Annotated in this window: 14 protein-coding genes and 1 pseudogene; 11 read left to right on the top strand and 4 right to left on the bottom strand. The window is 63.6% G+C overall.

Going from position 1 to position 18,400, the window contains the following annotated elements; translation table 11 throughout:
- Positions 1–107 precede the first annotated feature (107 nt).
- Positions 108–2,045, bottom strand: a complete 1,938-nt coding sequence (locus tag J0I79_RS10650) for a pilus assembly protein (protein WP_292857373.1) — start codon at positions 2,043–2,045, stop codon at positions 108–110.
- A 307-nt stretch (positions 2,046–2,352) separates the two neighbouring features.
- Between J0I79_RS10650 and J0I79_RS10645 the strand changes: the two genes are divergently transcribed.
- The gene (locus J0I79_RS10645; protein ID WP_292857370.1) at positions 2,353–3,213 is read left to right on the top strand and encodes a TIGR01459 family HAD-type hydrolase; all 861 of its coding nucleotides are present in this window, start codon (positions 2,353–2,355) and stop codon (positions 3,211–3,213) included.
- A 6-nt stretch (positions 3,214–3,219) separates the two neighbouring features.
- Entirely contained in the window at positions 3,220–4,200 is a 981-nt protein-coding gene (locus tag J0I79_RS10640) for a bifunctional riboflavin kinase/FAD synthetase (RefSeq protein ID WP_292857367.1), read from the top strand.
- A gap of 57 nt (positions 4,201–4,257) precedes the next feature.
- Here the strand turns inward: J0I79_RS10640 and J0I79_RS10635 are convergent, their stop codons facing one another.
- On the bottom strand, positions 4,258–4,812 hold the full coding sequence (locus tag J0I79_RS10635) for an HdeD family acid-resistance protein (RefSeq protein WP_292857364.1): 555 nt from the start codon (positions 4,810–4,812) through the stop codon (positions 4,258–4,260).
- A 180-nt stretch (positions 4,813–4,992) separates the two neighbouring features.
- Here J0I79_RS10635 and J0I79_RS10630 point away from each other — a divergent pair, with 180 nt between their 5' ends.
- The 3 genes from J0I79_RS10630 to J0I79_RS10620 all read left to right on the top strand — a co-directional run bounded on the left by J0I79_RS10630 (position 4,993) and on the right by J0I79_RS10620 (position 9,966).
- Positions 4,993–5,799, top strand: a complete 807-nt coding sequence (locus J0I79_RS10630) for a MipA/OmpV family protein (RefSeq protein ID WP_292857361.1) — start codon at positions 4,993–4,995, stop codon at positions 5,797–5,799.
- Positions 5,800–6,100: 301 nt separating this feature from the next.
- Positions 6,101–9,085 carry an isoleucine--tRNA ligase gene (gene ileS / locus J0I79_RS10625; RefSeq protein WP_292857358.1) on the top strand — a complete coding sequence of 995 codons (2,985 nt, stop codon included), beginning with the start codon at positions 6,101–6,103 and terminating at the stop codon, positions 9,083–9,085.
- Positions 9,086–9,288: 203 nt separating this feature from the next.
- The gene (locus tag J0I79_RS10620; protein ID WP_292857355.1) at positions 9,289–9,966 is read left to right on the top strand and encodes a hypothetical protein; all 678 of its coding nucleotides are present in this window, start codon (positions 9,289–9,291) and stop codon (positions 9,964–9,966) included.
- A 16-nt stretch (positions 9,967–9,982) separates the two neighbouring features.
- Here the strand turns inward: J0I79_RS10620 and J0I79_RS10615 are convergent, their stop codons facing one another.
- Positions 9,983–10,435, bottom strand: coding sequence for a nucleoside deaminase (locus J0I79_RS10615; protein WP_292857352.1), 453 nt, complete (start codon positions 10,433–10,435; stop codon positions 9,983–9,985).
- A 181-nt stretch (positions 10,436–10,616) separates the two neighbouring features.
- Here J0I79_RS10615 and J0I79_RS10610 point away from each other — a divergent pair, with 181 nt between their 5' ends.
- The 6 genes from J0I79_RS10610 to J0I79_RS10585 all read left to right on the top strand — a co-directional run bounded on the left by J0I79_RS10610 (position 10,617) and on the right by J0I79_RS10585 (position 18,096).
- Positions 10,617–12,572: a pseudouridine synthase gene (locus J0I79_RS10610; RefSeq protein WP_292857349.1), complete on the top strand. Its 1,956-nt coding sequence runs from the start codon at positions 10,617–10,619 to the stop codon at positions 12,570–12,572.
- A 13-nt stretch (positions 12,573–12,585) separates the two neighbouring features.
- Positions 12,586–13,143: a 16S rRNA (guanine(966)-N(2))-methyltransferase RsmD gene (gene rsmD, locus J0I79_RS10605; protein WP_292857346.1), complete on the top strand. Its 558-nt coding sequence runs from the start codon at positions 12,586–12,588 to the stop codon at positions 13,141–13,143.
- A gap of 117 nt (positions 13,144–13,260) precedes the next feature.
- Positions 13,261–14,649, top strand: a complete 1,389-nt coding sequence (locus tag J0I79_RS10600; RefSeq protein ID WP_292857343.1) for a pitrilysin family protein — start codon at positions 13,261–13,263, stop codon at positions 14,647–14,649.
- A gap of 2 nt (positions 14,650–14,651) precedes the next feature.
- Entirely contained in the window at positions 14,652–16,034 is a 1,383-nt protein-coding gene (locus J0I79_RS10595; RefSeq protein WP_292857340.1) for a pitrilysin family protein, read from the top strand.
- On the top strand, positions 16,031–16,900 hold the full coding sequence (locus tag J0I79_RS10590; RefSeq protein ID WP_292857337.1) for a patatin-like phospholipase family protein: 870 nt from the start codon (positions 16,031–16,033) through the stop codon (positions 16,898–16,900). The genes J0I79_RS10595 and J0I79_RS10590 overlap by 4 nt, the downstream gene beginning before the upstream one ends.
- Positions 16,901–16,935: 35 nt before the next feature.
- The gene (locus J0I79_RS10585; protein ID WP_292857334.1) at positions 16,936–18,096 is read left to right on the top strand and encodes a hypothetical protein; all 1,161 of its coding nucleotides are present in this window, start codon (positions 16,936–16,938) and stop codon (positions 18,094–18,096) included.
- Here J0I79_RS10585 and J0I79_RS10580 read toward each other — a convergent pair.
- Positions 18,081–18,400: pseudogene (locus J0I79_RS10580) on the bottom strand ((2Fe-2S)-binding protein); the annotation flags it as partial. The gene J0I79_RS10585 and the pseudogene J0I79_RS10580 overlap by 16 nt on opposite strands.

Raw genomic sequence — 18,400 nt, 5'->3', positions numbered from 1 at the left:
CTTGGTTGGCGCTTCACCGACCGCTAACCAATTCGAGGTTTTCCCGATACCGGTCAAAACGAAACGCCCCGCCGAGGCGGGGCGTTTATGCCGGCGGATCGATAGGGTCAACTGACAATACGCAGGTTGGACAGCTCGTTGCCGATCGCCTTGAAGTCGTTGGAGAGTGTGGCTCCGGTCGAATTCCAGAACAGTTTCATCGGCTTGCTCGGATCGGTTGGATCCTTGCTGAAACGGGAGTCCGACGAGCAGGCCTTCAGCGCGTCCATCTGCGCCTTCTCGGCCGTGTTCTTCGAGTCGAGATCGAGTGCGATGGTCATGACGATCACGCCGGCGGTCTTGGCATTGTCGCAGAGCGTGGCGAAATGCTCGTTCATCGCCTTGGTATAGTTGGCGTTCGAATAATCGGTCTTGCTGATGCTGCTGCTGGTGCCGAGGAACATGCGGCCATAGCTATAGGTGTTGTTGTAGGGTTTGACATAGCCCAGGGCCGAGTAGATGGCCTTTGCGCCTGCCAGGTCGTTGCCGCCGGAAGCCCAGTTGGTTCCGGAATAGGTCTGCGCCGTTACCGACGTCGGCGTGTAGTACGTGTTGGCGCCGTCGGTCAGGACGATCAGAACCTTGTCATTGCCTCTTTCGGTCTCCGGCCTGCCGTCGGTGAAGGGAGCGCCGCTGGAGAGCGTTCGCCAGCCCCAGGCCATGCCTTCCGGCACATTGGTGGCGCCGCTGGCGTTCATGGCGTCGATCGCAGCCTTCACGGAATTGGCTCCAGCCGTGGTGGAGACATCGGTGAGCGGTGTGATCGGGGTCGTGCTGCAGCTCGTGTTCGGCCCGGCGTTCATGCCGTAGGCGGGCGTCACACTGGTGCCCACGGTAAAGTACTTCGGCATGTAGCGCTGGCGTTCGGCATCGGTGCCGCTCGAACCGTCGGCGCCCCAATTGTTGTTCGCCGGCAGCCTTGAGGACGTGTCCGTGTTGTCGGTCTCGTCAGGCGCGAACATCGGCACGAACAAGGTGGCCGGGTTGCCGGTGGTCGCTGGTGTATCCTGGATATTATAGGGATAAGGACGGGACTCGACGCATCCACCCCAGGCCGCGACGCTGCCATAGGTCGCCGGTGTCGTCGTGGTCGTGCAGACCTTGTTGCGGCCGCTACCGGTACATGTCGTGTTCGTCGAGCTTTCGGTCACGACGCGCTGCATCTGGTTGTAGATCGAGAAACGCGTCAGCGGCTTGTCCTTCTGGGTGGCATCCCAACCAGTGCCTTTCGCATACCAGACGCCATTCGTCTTCTCGGCGTATTTGGTCGAGGAGTAGGACGAACTCATCGTTGTCCAGTCGAAATTCTCATGGTGGATCGGCGAGATGCCGGTCGTATCCATCCATGCCGCCGACGCATTGCCTGCACCGACATTCACCGAGGCGGCGAAGGGGACAAGGCTGAACTGGACCGGGTTGCTGATCTGCCGCATCTGCTGGGCTTCGCCGGCCAACTGGTCAACGAGCTGCTTAGCGGCGCTCTTGAGCAGGTCGAACCGGACCTTGTTCGAGCCCTTGCCGGTCTCCGTCATCGAGCCTGAATTGTCGAGCACGAGCGACACTTCCAGAGTGTTCTTCAGCCGGACCTCGGAGCACGTGTCGAAGGCTATGTTGGCGGCGCCGGGAGTGCCTCCCAGCAATATCCTCGCCGCCGGCTGGAAGTAGGGCACATAGGTCAGGGTTCCGCAGAGCTTCAATGTTCCGCCGCCCGTATTGTTGTTGGGCAGCGTTACGGTCAGCGTGGTGTTGGCGGGGTCGATATGCGCAAGGTTGGCTTCGAAGAAATTCTTGGCATAGGTCTTGGCTTCGGTGTCGCTGGCGCCGGCAACGATCTGCTGGGCGGTGGCAATGCCGGCGGCATCCAGCGCATTGAGCGCGTTCTGCCGCTGACGCACCATTTCCGTATAGTCGACGCCGATCGCCAGGCCACCCATCAGCGGCACCATGGCGAGAACCATCATCAGCGCGTAATTGCCACGCCTGTCGCTTCCGAATTTCCGGATCATTGCCTCGAACCGCCCCCGAAAGATCAAATATCGGTGACGACCGTGTCATAAATCGTTAAATTTCAGGTTGCCGGAATATATCCAAGGTCGGGCTGCCTGTTCAAAGCTCGTTAACCAAATGCCCGTTGGTCTCGTTTTTTACCTCTGAAACGATAACGCGATTGTGCCAGCGGACGGCCCCGATGCCGGCCTCCGGTTGGCAGGCGGGCAAAAGCTGGTGACAGCATGGGCCGGTTCGGTTAATTCGAACCGGCCGCGACGGAGCGTCGGCCGCGGCTCTTGCAACGATCATAGTGAAGGAAACGGCATGGCGGGTTCGCCTGAAATCGTCGGCTCGCTCCAGGACGTGTCGAAAGCCTACTCGGCAATTCTGTGCGACGTCTGGGGCGTGGTCCACAATGGCGAATGGCATTTTCCAGCCGCGGCGGCCGCGCTGGCGGCGGCGAGGGCAGCCGGCATTCCTGTTGTTCTCATAACCAATTCACCCCGCCGCAGCGCCGATGTCGTGGCCCAGATGAGCGTGATCGGCGTTCCGCCGGCAGCCTACGATCGGGTTGTGACCTCGGGCGATGTGACCCGCGATCTGATCGCGGAAGGTCCTCGCAAGGTCTTCCATATCGGAGCCGACCGCGATTTGACCCTTTATGATGGCCTCGATGTCGAACTGGTCGAGGAATTCGAGGCCGCCGGCGTCGTTTGCACCGGCCTGTTCGATGACGAGGCCGAAAAGCCGGAAGATTATACGGATCTGCTGCGGCGGCTGCGCGCCAGGAACCTGCCGTTCATCTGCGCGAATCCCGATATCATGGTCGAGCGGGGCGAACGCATTATCTGGTGCGCCGGCGCCCTGGCGCGGGACTATGCCCAGCTCGGCGGTCGCACCCTGATCGCCGGAAAGCCCTATGCGCCGATCTACGATCTCGCCATGAGGGAGGTCGCCGAGACGCTCGGGCGCCGGGTTGAGCGTTCCCAAGTACTGGCCATCGGAGATGGCATGATGACCGATGTGAAGGGGGCCGCTGACAATGGCTTCGATGTCCTCTACGTCTCCGGCGGCATCCATGCCCGCGACTATGGCGATGCATCACGGCCCGATCCGGCGAGGCTCGGGCTCTTCCTGGAACGGCACGGCTACCGGCCAGTCGCCGTCATAGCCAGACTGCAGTAGGTGGCGATGGCAGCTTTCCATCATCTTTCGGCGACCGCGCCGCTACCTGCCGATCTGCGTGGCGGCGTGGTCGCGATCGGCAATTTCGACGGCGTCCATCGTGGCCATCAGGCCGTGCTGGAACGGGCGTTGGCGGAGGCCTTGCGGCGAGGCGTGCCGGCGCTGGTGCTGACCTTCGAACCGCATCCGCGAAAGGTCTTCAGGCCAGATTTGCCGCTGTTCGTGCTGACGCCGCCGCCGATGAAGGCGCGGCTTCTGTCGCTGCTGGGCTTTGCCGCGCTCGTCGAGCAGCCGTTCACGCGGGACTTCGCCTCGCTGTCGGCGGAAGCTTTCGTCACCGAGGTGCTGGAAAGAACGCTCGGCATCACCCACGCCGTGACCGGGTTCGATTTCCATTTCGGCAAGGATCGCCAGGGTGGGCCGGCCTACCTGATGGCGGCTGGCGAGCGTCACGGCTTCGGAGTCACGCTTGTCGACGCTTTTCGCGACGAGGGCGCCGAGGTGATTTCGTCGAGCCGGATCCGAAACCTGCTCTGCGACGGGGAGGTGGCCGAGGCCGCCGGGCTGCTCGGCTATCGCTTCACGGTGGAAAGCGAGGTCGTGGGTGGTCAACAGTTGGGCCGAACGCTGGGCTTTCCGACCGCGAACATGAAACTTCCCCTAGAAGCAGGGCTCAAGGAAGGCATTTATGCCGTTCGTTTCAGGCGCGCCGACGGCACCTTGCACGATGGCGTCGCCAGTTTCGGCCGTCGCCCGACGGTGGACGACAATGGCGCGCCGCTCCTGGAAACCTTCGTCTTCGATTTTTCCGGCGATCTCTATGGCCAGATCTGCGAGGTGTCATTCTTCGGCTTCCTGCGCAGCGAGATCAAGTTCGACGGGCTCGATGCGCTGATCGTGCAGATGAAACGCGACGAGGAAGAGGCCCGCGCGCTGCTTGCCGGCGTCAGGCCGCTTTCGCAGCTCGACGCGGCCATTGCGTTCTGAGGCCCGTTTTCCGGCAGTTGCGCAGGCAAACCGCTGCGCGCTTTGCCGGGAATTGGTCTAGTTTTTCAGCGCAAGACCCACTGCGATGAAGGTCCAGCCCTGGAAGATCAGGTCGATCGCCAGGAACAGTCCGAGCACCCACAGGCTGTTGACAGGCCAGCCCATGGCGATGACCAGCCCCGCGAGCACACTGATGAGACCCGCGGCGACGATCCAACCCCACCCGCGCTCCGGACGATGACTGTAGCCGACCCAGGCCCGCAGCGCGCCGGACGCAACGAGTGCAACGGCCAGCAGGAACGTCAGCACCGCCGAGGCCAGCAGGGGATTGTCGAAGGCGAAAAACCCGGCGACCGCGTAAAGCAGTCCGCTGAGCAGCCAGTAGAAGAACCGGCCCCAGGTCTTGACGCCGAAAGCATGCATGATTTCGATGATGCCGGCCACCAGCATCAGCCATCCAACGACATAGACGGAGGCGACCGTGGCTATGAACAGATTGCCGAAGGCGATGCCGCCGAGAATCAGCAGCAGCACGCCCAGGCCGACAAACCATCCCCACTTGTCTCTCGTCTGGCCGATCGCGTTCTTCAGTGTATCGCCGTGCAGGGTCATGTCATTACCTCCATCGAGGACCGCCGCAATGCAATGACGTTAGCTCTGGTGCCGGCCCGCGTCCAGCGCAGGGGAGATGCAGGCAAGGCGGGCCGGATATCTCGCTCTTAAATCAAATTTTACCAAAGCCCCGTCAAAGCTGTCGCATGGGGGCAGTCGTATTGTGTTCGTGGAGTGGCCATGAGTCCGGTCTGGAAGATTTCTGTAGCCTTGGCCATCTCCACATTGGCCGCGCCAGGCATTGCCAGGGCTGGCGACGGCCCCTTCGGCTGGCTCTCCGGCGACTGGTACCTGACGGTCGGCGCCACTGGCCTCGTGGCTCCCGATTTCGAGGGCGCGAAGAAGTACATGCTGAGTGCCCAGCCTATAATCTCGCTGGGCAAGGCCGGTCCGGAGGCACGCTTCACCTCGCGCAACGACAATATCTCGCTGGCGCTTGTCGACGATGGCGGGGTTCGCGCGGGCTTGACGGGCAAGTTCCTGTTTTCGCGCAGCAGCGACGACGAGCTCAAGGGCCTCGACCCGGTTCGCTGGGGCGGCGAGGTCGGCGGCTTCTTCGAATTCTATCCGACCGACTGGATGCGCGCGCGCGCCGAGTTGCGGCATGGCATCCGCGCCCATAACGGCTTTGTTGCCGATATCGCCGTCGATGCCTTCTACGACGTAACGCCGACCGTCAGGATTTCGGGCGGCCCGCGTGTATCTTTTGCTTCGGCCAACTATTTCGATGCCTATTACGGCGTCAACGCGCAGGAAGCAGTGGCCTCGGGCCTGAGCCAGTACAATCCCGGCGGCGGCCTGAAATCCGTCGGCCTGGGCGGCGCGATAACCTGGAAGGTGACGGACCCGATGACGGCCAGCCTGTTCGGCGAGTATTCGCGCCTTCAGGGGCCGGCGGCCGATTCCAGCCTGGTCAGGGAGCGCGGCGACCGCAACCAGTTCATGGTCGGCGTGTCGACCACCTACCGCTTCGACTTCAAGATGTAGCTATTCCCAAAGCGCGGCAGGCCTCAATTCCGCGCTTTATTCCTGCCTCCGCATCGGCTAAAAGCCCGGGGATGACGCATTTCACCAGCGCATTCGCGGTCGCGATACGAATTACCAGCCCGGTGTTCCTGGCGGCCTGAAGGCTGCCGGAGCCGCCGGGAATCTTGCGCGCGGCCTCTCGCGCTTTTCCAGATCATCAAGGCATGTCGCCCGGATTGGCCCGGTTTTGGGAAAACGGCATGCGTATGAAGTAGAATTTCACGCCGCAAGCCTCGTGGCCCGGCATGCACATGGCAGACCAATGACCGACGACAATCACTCAACGATCGACTATTCCAAGACGCTCTACCTGCCGCAGACGGATTTCCCGATGCGCGCGGGCCTGCCCGAGAAGGAGCCGGTGCTGGTCAAGCGCTGGCAGGACATGGATCTTTATCGCAAGCTGCGCGAGAGCGCGGCCGGCCGGCCGAAATACGTGCTGCATGACGGCCCGCCTTACGCCAACGGCAATATCCATATCGGGCACGCGCTGAACAAGATACTCAAGGACGTCATCACCCGCTCGTTCCAGATGCGCGGCTATGACTCGAACTACGTGCCTGGCTGGGACTGCCATGGCCTTCCGATCGAATGGAAGATCGAGGAACAGTATCGCGCCAAGGGCAAGAACAAGGACGAGGTGCCGGTCAACGAATTCCGCAAGGAATGCCGCGAGTTCGCCTCCCACTGGATCACCGTGCAAGGTGGTGAGTTCCAGCGCCTCGGCGTCATCGGCGACTTCAAGAACCCCTATACGACGATGGCTTTCCACGCCGAGTCGCGCATCGCAGGCGAACTGCTGAAATTCGCCATGTCGGGCCAGCTCTATCGCGGTTCCAAGCCGGTGATGTGGAGCGTGGTCGAGCGCACGGCGCTCGCCGAGGCCGAGATCGAGTACCAGGACTACGAGTCCGACACGATCTGGGTGAAGTTCCCGGTGGCCAACCTCGTCGTCGCCAGTGTCGTCGACGGGCAACCGGCGGAGCTCAATCCGGACCTCAGCGGGCGGTCGCTGAATCTGCTGGATGCCCATGTCGTGATCTGGACGACGACGCCATGGACGATCCCGGGCAACCGCGCCGTCAGCTATTCGCCACGTGTCGCCTATGGCCTCTACGAGGTTACGGCGGCCGAGAACGCGTTTGGTCCGCAGCCGGGGGAGAAGCTGATTTTCGCCGACGCCCTGGCCGAGGACAGCCAGGCGAAGGCCAAGATCACCATGAAGCGCCTTCATGGCATCAGCGCCGAACAGCTTGCAAATCTTGTGCTTTCGCACCCCTTCAAGGGCCTCGGCGGCGGCTATGAATTCCCCGTGCCGATGATTGCCGGCGATCACGTCACCGACGATGCCGGTACCGGGTTCGTCCACACCGCCCCCAGCCATGGCCGGGAGGATTTCGATGCCTGGATGGACGCGGCCCCGGGCCTGCGCGAACGTGGCATCGATACCGTCATTCCGTTTACCGTCGATGACGCCGGTTTCTTCACGAAGGATGCGCCCGGCTTCGGTCCCGACCGTGACGGCGGGCCGGCGCGCGTGATCGACGACAACGGCAAGAAAGGCAATGCCAACCAGTCCGTTATCGACGAGTTGATCAAGCGCAACGCTCTCTTCGCGCGTGGCCGGCTGAAGCATAGCTACCCGCATTCCTGGCGTTCGAAGAAGCCGGTCATCTTCCGCAACACGCCGCAATGGTTCGTCTACATGGACAAGGATCTCGGCGACGGCACGACGCTGCGCAGCCGCGCTTTGAAAGCCATCGACGATACACGCTTCGTGCCGTCGGCCGGCCAGAACCGCATCCGCGCCATGATCGAGGAGCGCCCGGACTGGGTGTTGTCGCGCCAGCGAGCCTGGGGCGTGCCGATCGCCGTCTTCGCCGACGAGGATGGCAATGTGCTGAAGGACGAGGCCGTCAACCAGCGCATCATGGACGCTTTCAAGCAGGAGGGCGCCGACGCCTGGTTCGCCGCCGGCGCCAAGGAGCGGTTCCTGGGCAATCACGACGCGTCCAGATGGAAGCAGGTGACCGACATCCTCGACGTCTGGTTTGATTCCGGCTCGACCCATGTCTTTACGCTGGAGGACCGCCCGGATCTGAAATGGCCGGCCGATGTTTATCTCGAAGGTTCCGACCAGCATCGCGGCTGGTTCCACTCCTCGTTGCTCGAAAGCTGCGGCACCAGGGGCAGGGCGCCCTACGACACTGTCGTCACCCATGGCTTCACCATGGATGAGGACGGGCGCAAGATGTCGAAATCGCTCGGCAACACTGTGGTGCCGCAGGATGTGATCAAACAGTCCGGCGCCGACATCCTGCGGCTCTGGGTGGTGACAACGGATTACTGGGAAGACCAGCGGCTCGGCAAGAACGTGCTGCAGACCAACATCGACGCCTACCGCAAGCTGCGCAACACCATTCGCTGGATGCTGGGCACGCTCGCCCATGACGATGGCGCGGAGGTGCCGGTGAGCGAGATGCCGGAGCTGGAGCGGCTGATGCTGCATCGGCTGGCCGAGCTCGACGAGGTGGTACGGCAGGGCTACGACGCCTTCGAATTCAAGCGTATTACCCGCGCGCTCATCGACTTCATGGTCGTGGAACTGTCAGCCTTCTATTTCGACATTCGCAAGGACGCCCTCTATTGCGACGCGCCGTCGAGCGTGAAACGCAAGGCATCGGTGCAGGTGGTGCGCCATCTCTTCGACTGCCTGGTGAAATGGCTGGCGCCGATGCTGCCGTTCACCATGGAAGAGGCATGGCTCGACCGTCATCCCGATGCGGTGTCGCTGCATCTCGACCAGTTCCTGCAAATCCCGGCGGACTGGAAGAACGAGGCGCTGGCGGAGAAGTGGCGCAAGGTCAGGCAGGTGCGCCGCGTCGTCACCGGCGCGCTCGAGATCGCACGTGCCCAGAAGGTGATCGGTTCCTCGCTCGAGGCCGTCCCGGTTGTCACGATCAACGATGCGACGCTCGGGAGCGCGATCTCGGATATCGACATGGCCGAGATGGCGATCACCAGCGATCTCGTCATTGCCCATGGCCACGCACCGGAAGGCGCCTTCACGCTCGATGATGTGAAGGGCGTCGCGGTGGTGGTCGAGAAGGCCGAGGATCGCGGCCTGGTCAAATGCGCGCGTTCCTGGCGCTACACGGCCGATGTCGGGCAGGATCCCGCCTTTCCCGATGTCTCCGCCCGCGACGCCGCCGTACTGCACGAGTTGAAAGCGCTTGGCCGGCTTTGACGGCCGTGGCTTATCGGTGCACAAATATCACGCCGGGCGGCGCAAATCCGCCCGCGCGTTGCCCTTAACGAGTGGTTGAGGTAAAGACGCGAGACTCCGGAAGACAAATTGTCGCCGGAATTCCGTCGCAAGTGCTTAGACGATGGGGACCGGACACTGGACCGGTGACGATCGAGAGGCTGTCTAGAGTGGGACGTTTTGGCATGACCGAGAGACACAAAGCGCGCCTTGCGCTGCTGGCGCCGCTTTTCGCATCGGGCCTTGCTCTGGCCGGCTGCATGGGCTCTCCGACCTATGGCACCGACAAGACCGCTGGCGAACAGCTCGCCGGCGATTTGACGGGTGCCTTGTCCATCACGCCCAAGCAGAAGGAAAGAATCGACTACAAGCCCCGGCCGACCCTGGTGAAGCCGGCGCCCGGTCAGAAAGATGCTTTGCCGGCTCCGCAGGAAAGCATCGAAACGGCGAGCGCCGAATGGCCCGAATCACCCGAACAGCGCCGCGCCCGCCTGCGTGCCGAGGCCACCGCCCACCAGAATGACCCGAATTATCAGGCAGAGATCGTCGACGACGTGCAGACGGATCCGGCTGCCGTCAAGAAGGCGATGGAAGAGTCCGGCTCGAGCCACCCGCCGGCATGGTCTCCCGCCGATTCAGACAAAGGTCGAGCGGCTGAAATCCAGCGCCGCCTTGCCGACAGCAAGCAGGGCGATCCGAACACGCGCAAATATCTGAGCGAGCCGCCATTGGCCTACCGTGTCGCATCCGACACCGCGCCGCAGAACGAACTCGGCGAAGACGAATACAAGAAGGAACGCCGTATCAAGGCGCAGGCCGAAGGCAAGAAGAGCGGCGGCTGGTTCGACTGGCTCGGCCTCTAGTCCGTGAACGGCGCGATCAGCTTTCGCGCCGCCCCCTGAAAAAATCTCTGAGAATGATGGCCGCTTCGGTCTCGGCCATACCCGCATAGACATCTGGCGTATGGTGGCAGGTGGGCGAGGCGAAGAAGCGCACGCCATTGATCACCGCGCCGCCCTTTTCATCCGCCGCGCCGAAATAAAGCCGACGCAGTCTGGCGAAGGAGATGGCGCCGGCGCACATGGCGCAAGGCTCCAGCGTTACGTAGAGATCGTGGCCTGTAAGCCGCTCGCTCGAAATTTTGCCGCAGGCTTGGCGAATCGCCAGCATCTCGGCATGCGCGGTCGGGTCGGCAAGTTCGCGCGTGCGGTTGCCGGCGCTGGCAATGACCGTATCGCCCCTGGCGATAACGGCGCCGACCGGCACCTCGCCGCGCAGGGCCGCCGCTTCGGCTTCCTTCAGCGCCAGAGCCATGAAATCCGGCCGCTTCACGCGCTTTCCATTCCGATTATCTCCTCGCCACCCGGCGGCGATCCTGTTATTGAGCGCATAACCTCGAAAATCGGACTCGATTTTCGGAAATGATCATGCGCCAAATCAAAAATGCTACAGCGTTCGTTGCGCGCCCGAAAGGATGCGCCACGCTGTAGCAGCGCAAATGGACAAAGGCCACATGGACGACAACGACAAGAAATCTCCTCGCCAAAAAGGACCGGGCAAGAAGCCCGCGGCTCCGCGGGGCGACAGGGCCGGCAAGCCATCCTTCGGCGCCAAAAAACCGTACGCACCGCGTGGCAGCAAGCCAATGGCCGCGGAAGGCGACCGGCCAAAGCGTGATTTCAAGGGCGGCGACAAGCCCTTCAGCAGGGGGCCGCGTCCCGAGGGCAAACCCTACGAGAAGCGCGAAGGTCCGCGCAAGCCTTACGCGCCGCGTGGCGAGCGGCCGATGACGGCAGAGGGCGAACGCAAACCCTATGAAAAGCGCGAGGGGCCGCGCAAACCATACGCGCCGCGTGGCGATCGTCCGATGCCGGCGGATGGCGAGCGTAGGCCTTATGAGAAGCGCGAAGGGCCGCGCAAGCCCTATGCGCCACGTGGCGATCGTCCGGCCGCTGCAGCCGTCGAAGGCGGTGAAAAGCGGTTCGAGCGCCCGAAGCGCGATTTCAATGACCGTCCGAAGCGTGACTTCGCCGATCGCCCGAAGCGCGACTTCAGCGATCGTCCCAAGCGTGATTTCGGTGATCGTCCCCAGGGCGGATCGGGTAGCTTCAAGCCGCGTCCGCGTCCGGCCGAAGCGACAGAGGAGGCCGGCGAGCGCATCGCCAAGCGCCTTGCCCGCGCCGGCCTTGCCTCGCGCCGCGACGCCGAGGACCTGATCGCGGCCGGCCGCGTCAAGATCAATGGCAAGGTCCTGGCTTCGCCCGCCTTCAATGTCATGCCCGACGACATCATCCATCTCGACGGCATGGAAATCCCCAAGATCGAACGCACGCGGCTGTTTTTGTTCCACAAGCCGGCCGGCGTCGTGACCACCAACCGGGATCCCGAAGGCCGCAAGACGGTCTTCGACGTGTTGCCGGCGGAGTTGCCGCGGCTGATGACCATCGGCCGGCTGGACATCAACACCGAAGGCTTGCTGCTGCTCACCAACGATGGCGGCCTGTCGCGCGTGCTCGAACTGCCGGCCACCGGCTGGCTGCGTCGCTATCGGGTCCGCGTTCACGGCAAGGTCGAGGAAAGCGCGCTTGCCGGCCTGCGCGAGGGCATTGCCGTCGATGGTGTCTTCTACGGCGCCATCGAGGCCAGCCTCGACCGCGAGCAAGGCACCAACGCCTGGCTGACGATCGGCCTTCGCCAAGGCAAGAACCGCGAGGTCAAGAACATCCTTGGCGCACTTGGCCTCGACGTGACGCGGCTGATCCGCATTTCCTATGGCCCGTTCCAGCTCGAGGATCTTCCCGAGGGCCATGTGCTGGAGATCAAGGGCCGCGTGCTGCGCGACCAGCTTGGTGAGCGTCTGGTCGAGGAATCCGGCGCCAATTTCGATGCCGAGATAACAAAGCCGTTCTCCAACAAGCCGGTGCGGCGTACCGAACCGCGCAAGGAAGAAGCTGAGCGGTCGAGGGTTATGCGCGAGGGCGACCACCGGCCGGTCGGCGAGGGCGGCCTTATCAAGAACCGCAAGCGTAGGGAAGGCAGCCGCGACGAGGCGCTGGGCAAGCTCTCGACAAGCCCCGACAGGGGCGCGCGACCCGAGAAGAGTTTTGGCGAACGCGGTCCGAGGCCGGAACGCGGTGGTTTTGGCGACAAGCCACGCGGCGGTTTTGGCGACAAGCCGCGCGCTGGTTTCGGCGGCAAGAAAGCCGAGCGTGAGCAGCGGCCGATCGAGCCGCCCGGCCAGCGCAAGGCCAATGTCTGGATGGCGCCCGGCGCCCGGCCGATCGGCAAGGGCAGGGCGGAGGCCGATGCCGCCAAGGCGGCGGAGGCCAAGGCGCGCAAGGCCTCGTTCAAGCCGGCCTATGGCAAACCGGGCGGTGCAAAGCCGTTCGGCAAGCCGCGCGGCGAGCGCCCGGACGGAGCTGGCGGCGCGGATCGCCCGCGCGGCCCGAAAGGCCCCAGGACGAGATGAGGCCCGGGCTGACATGAGAATCGTTGGTGGCGAGTTTCGCGGGCGCCCATTGGCGACGCCACGCGGCAGCGCCATCCGTCCAACGACCGACCGCACCCGCGAGGCGGTTTTCAACGTGCTGGCGCATCGCTTCGGCGGGCAACTGGACGGCGCACGCGTGCTCGACCTTTTCGCGGGCACTGGAGCGCTTGGTCTGGAAGCCCTGTCGCGCGGCGCCTCCTACGGGGTCTTCATCGAGGAATCGGCGGAAGGCCGTGGTCTGATCCGCGACAATGTCGAGGCCTTCGGCCTGACCGGGCGCACGAAGATATTCCGCCGCGACGCAACCGCGCTTGGCGAGGCAGGCACGTTGGCGCCGTTCGGCCTCGTCTTCGCCGACCCGCCCTATGGCAAGGGCCTTGGCGAGCGCGCCCTGCAGTCGGCCAGGGCCGGCGGCTGGCTGCGTCCCGGTGCGCTGTGCGTGGTGGAGGAAACGGCGGCGGTTGCCTTCGAACCTGGCTCCGGCTTCGCGGTGCTCGACGAGCGTAATTACGGGGAAACTGTCATCCGCTTCATCGAGGCCACCCTGTAGGCCGCTCCCCGGTGCCTCTTTGCCGCCGCCTTTGCCGGCAACATGAGCAACGATTCACTTTGCTTGTCGCCGGCACCTTGCCTATCGTCGTGCCATATCGCGGAACCGGAGCCATTGATGACATCCAGGACTGAATGGCTGCGGACGGCACTGCTGGCGACCTCGCTGACAGTCTTTGTTAACAATTCCGCTTTGGCTGAAAGCGCGGTTCCGGCGGCCGCCGCGCCGTCCGAGTTCAAGGTGACCGATTTTCTGCTCGACAACGGCATGGAAGTGGTCGTCATTCCCGATCATCGCGCGCCGATCGTCACCCATATGGTGTGGTACAAGATCGGCAGCGCCGATGAGCCGCCCGGTAAATCCGGCATCGCCCATTTCTTCGAACATCTGATGTTCAAGGCGACGACCAATCACGCCGCAGGCGAGTTCGATCGCGCCGTCTCCGATATTGGCGGCTCCAACAACGCCTTCACCTCGTATGACTACACTGCCTTCCACGAGACAGTGGCGCCATCGGCTCTCGAACTGATGATGAGTTTCGAGGCCGACCGCATGCGCAACCTCATCCTCACCGACGATGTCATCAAGACCGAGCGCGACGTCATCCTGGAGGAGCGTCGCTCGCGTATCGACAACAATCCACAGGCCGTGCTGGACGAGGAGGTCAGCGCGACGCTTTGGCAGAACCAGCCTTACCGCATTCCGGTCATCGGCTGGATGCAGGAGATGGAGCAGCTCAACCGCACCGATGCCGTCGCCTTCTATGACAAATACTACCGGCCCAACAATGCCGTGCTGATCGTGGCCGGCGATGTCGAGCCAGAGACGGTCAGGGCGCTCGCCGAGAAGACGTTCGGTAAGGTTGCTCGCGGGCCTGATCTGCCGCCGCGCGTACGACCCGTGGAGCCGGAGCAGAACACGAAACGCACCGTCACGCTCTCGGATGCTCGCGTCAGCGTGCCGAGCTTCTCCACGCAGTGGGTGGTGCCGTCCTATCACACCGCCAAGCCGGGGGAGGCCGAGGCGCTCGACCTGCTGGCCGAGATACTTGGCGGTGGCAATCGCAGCCGGCTTTACCAGGAACTGGTAGTCAGACAGGGCATTGCTTCCGCTTCCGGCGCCTATTTCCAGGGCACCATGCTCGACGATACCAACTTCACCGTCTACGGCACACCGCGGGGTGATGCAAAGTTGGCCGATGTCGAGGCGGCGGTCGACGCCGAGGTGGCTCGCATCGCCAAGGATGGCGTCACCGACGATGAGTTGGACAAGGCCAAGGATCGCTATGTCAGGTCGATGATCTTTGCCCGTGACAAGCAGGATTCGATGGCCAACATCTATGGCGCCGAGCTTGCGACCGGCGGCACGGTCCAGGACATCGAGCAATGGCCGGACCGTGTGCGCAAAGTGACTGCCGACGAGGTCAAGGCAGTTGCAGCGAAGTACCTGGTGCTTTCCCGATCGACGACTGGTTATCTGCTGCCGCAGCAACAGGCGGGGAATTGACGATGAGCCTGGTTCTCGAACGCTTGAGCGTCATTCCCTCGACCGAGAAGGAAGAAGGAAAGGTCTATCGGGCCTGCGCCACGCTCTGCTTTGCTCTTTTCTTCCTGCTTTTGCCGGTACTCGCCGCCCGCGCCATGGAGATCCAGGAAGTCACCTCGCCGAAGGGCGTTTCCGCCTGGCTGGTCGAGGATTATTCGGTGCCGATCATCGCCGTCCGCTTCGTCTTCGGCGGCGGTTCGACACAGGATCCGCCGGGCAAGGAAGGCCTCGCCAATCTGATGACCGGCCTGTTCGACGAAGGGGCCGGCCCGCTCGATTCGGACGCCTTCCAGATCAAGCTGGACGACGCCGGCGCCGAGATGAGTTTCGACGAGACCCGCGACGGCATCTATGGTTCGATGCGCATGCTGGCCGAACAGCGCGACGACGCCTTCGACCTCTTGCGGCTCGCGGTCAACGAGCCGCGCTTCGACCAGGCGCCGATCGACCGCATCCGCGCGCAGATCCTGTCCGGTATCATTGCCGGGGAAAACGATCCTGATACGATCGCGCAGAACCGGTGGGCACGCGCTATCTACGGCGATCATCCCTATTCGCGCAACGATCAAGGCACCAGGCAGAGCATCGCCGCCATCACGCAAGCCGATCTCAGGGCCTTGCACAAGGACGTGTTCGCGCGCGGTGGCCTGCATGTCGCGGTGGTCGGCGCCATCGATGCCGAAACGTTGAAGAAGAAGCTGGACATGGTGTTCGGCGACCTGCCTGCGAAGCAGACGCTCGTGTCCGTCGCCGACGTCGAGCCGAAGCTGGCGCAGCATGTCGAGGTGAACTACGACCTGCCGCAGACCTCGCTTCAGCTCGCCTGGCCTGGCGTGAAGCGCAAGTCGCCGGATTTCTTCCCCGCGGTGCTGATGAACGAGATACTCGGCGGCGGCACCTTCACCTCGCGCCTGTTTGAGGAAGTGCGCGAAAAGCGCGGGCTGGCCTACAGCGTCAATTCCTCGCTGATCAACCAGGACCATGCCAATGCCTTGATCGTCGCCACCGGGACGCGCTCGGACCGCGCCGGCGAGACGCTTGCCATTGTGCGCGACGTGGTCAAGCGCCTGGCCGAGGACGGCCCGACCGAAGCGGAAATGGCGGCGACCAAGAAATACCTGATCGGCGCCTACGCCATCAACAATCTGGACTCATCGAGTTCCATCGCGGCCACGCTGGTCGAATTGCAGCTCGACGATCTCGGTGTCGATTACATGCAGCGCCGCGCCGGCTACATCAATGCGGTGACGATCGACCAGGTGAAGGCGGTGGCGAGGAAACTGCTTTCGGCCGAACCGACCATCATGGTTGTCGGACCCCCGCTGGCCGCGGCAGGCAAGGGATGAGCCCCACCTTCGGCATAGCTTTTGGCGGCGGCGGCGCGAGAGGTCTGGCGCATATCCATGTCATCGAGGCCCTGGACGAACTGGGCATTCGGCCGGTGGCGATTGCCGGCTCGTCGATCGGCGCCATCATGGGCGCCGGCATGGCTTCGGGCATGACCGGCAAGGATATCCACGACTATGCCCGGTCGATCCTCGGCCGCCGCGCCGAAGTGGCGAGCCGCATGTGGCGGGCGCGGCCGGGCACGATCGCGGAAGCCATGCAGAACGGCATCCGGGTCAGCCAGTTCAATGTAGAGCGTATCCTCAAGGCCTTCTTGCCGGAGGCTATTCCCGAAACCTTCGCCGAATTGAAAATCCCGCTGAAGGTGACGGCGACGGATTATTTCGGGCACAAGCTCGCGGTCTTCGCCGATGGCGACCTGCACTCCGCGCTTGCGGCCTCGGCCGCCATTCCCGCCGTGTTCCGCCCGGTGACGCGCGACGGCAGGCTGTTGATCGATGGCGGCATCTACAATCCCGTGCCGTTCGATTTGATCGAGAAGGACGCCGACATCATCATCGGCGTCGACGTGGTCGGCGCGCCGGAAGAGGCCGATCGCAAGCAGCCGACGTCCGTCGACCTGATGTTCGGCGCCACGCAATTGATGATGCAGTCGATCATCGCCAACAAGCTGAAGCAGTGCCAGCCCGATATCCTGGTCCGGCCGGCAGTGTCGAAATACCGTGTGCTCGATTTCATGAAGATAGACGCGCTGATGAGCGAGACAGCCGATATCAAGGATGAACTGAAGCGCCAGGTCGACAAGGCACTGGAGGCGCGCTCCGGCGCCGCCCGGCTCAAGCGCGGCAAACGCGGTCTGGACTGAGCCTTGGGTCGGCCGAAGCCCGCAGCCGTGATCTGATGCGCGCCCCAGCGGTGCTCGTCACGGGTGCCCGGGCGCCGGTGGCGTTGCATCTTGCGCGGCTGCTCCACGGTGCCGGTCTGCGCGTGATCCTGGCCGACACTCCGGCCCACCCGCTTGCCGCCGCGAGCATCGCCTGCGCCTCCTATCACCGCTTGCCGCCGCCGCGCTTTGCCCCGCAAGCTTACGCTCAAGCGGTACAGGACCTGATCCGCGCCGGGGGCATTCAATTGGTGATCCCGACCTGCGAGGAGATTTTTTACCTCGGCCAGGCATGGCGCGACCGAACCATGCCGGCTCGTCTCTTCGCTCCCGACATGGAATTGCTGACGCGGGTTCACGACAAGCACGCTTTTATCCGGCTGGCGCAAGCTCTTGGTCTCGCGGTGCCGGAAACGACACTGCTGGAGTCCGCCGATGATGTCGCGACTGTGCGTAGCCGCGCGCGCGAACTGGTGTTCAAGCCGGTTTGGTCGCGGTTCGCCAGCCATGTGCTGCTGCGTCCGTCTCCCGCCGCGCTTGATGCAATCAGCCCGTCGGCGGCAGTGCCCTGGGTGGCGCAACGCTTCATCGCCGGCGATGAAATCAGCGCCTATGCGCTGGCGCACGACGGCAAGCTCGAGGCGCTGGCGCTCTACCGCTCGCGTTATCGGGCAGGAAAGGGGGCCGGCATATGGTTCGAGCGGGTCGAGGATGCCGCGGCCCGTCATTTCGTCCAGGCCTTCGTCGCAGGCACCGGCTGGACCGGGCAGATCTCCTTCGACCTGATGCGGGAAGAGGACGGCACCGTGCTGCCGCTCGAATGCAATCCCCGTGCCGTCAGCGGTCTGCACTTCTTCCGTGATCCGGAGCCGTTCGTTGCCGCATTGTTGGACGGCGCTGAGGTCAGGCCCGACCTCGACAGGCCGCAGACGGTGCGGCTGGCCATGTGGGTGTATGGTCTGCCGTCGGCCGTGCTTTCAGGCGGGATCGGGCATTTTCGCCAGGCGATGCACGATGCCGATGAACTCCTGGATTGGCCTGGTGATCCCGAGCCCAAGCGGGCACAATGGCGCGCGCTCGCGGAGATCGCCGGCACGGCGCTGCGCCAGCGCATCAGCCTGCAGGCGGCCTCGACCCGCGATATCGAATGGAATGGGCCGCTTCAAAGCTCGATCTGATGCATACGCGGCGTTGCCGCGGCCGGCGGCATGTCGCCCGCCATGATGGCCGCGATGTCGCGGCGCAGGAAATCCAATGGGCCGATCGCCGGCATCGCATGGGGTGGGTGACGGGCATTGTCGCTCGCCGATTTCAGCACCTTGCGGTCCTGCTGCAGGGCTATGTCGAACAGCGGTTTGAAGGCGAGCGCCTTGAGGTGGCCGAGCCCGCCCTGACGTGGCCCGATCAGCCAGCCGATCCCTTCGACAGTGGTCTCGTCAGCCTGGCGCAGATGGAAAGTCGTCGCCAGCGCCAGCCCGTCCT

It is taken from the genome of Mesorhizobium sp. (assembly GCF_017306585.1).
Classification (GTDB): Bacteria; Pseudomonadota; Alphaproteobacteria; order Rhizobiales; family Rhizobiaceae; genus Mesorhizobium.
The sequence above is the reverse complement of the archived record's forward strand: the minus strand, read 5'-3'. Positions and strand labels throughout refer to the sequence as shown.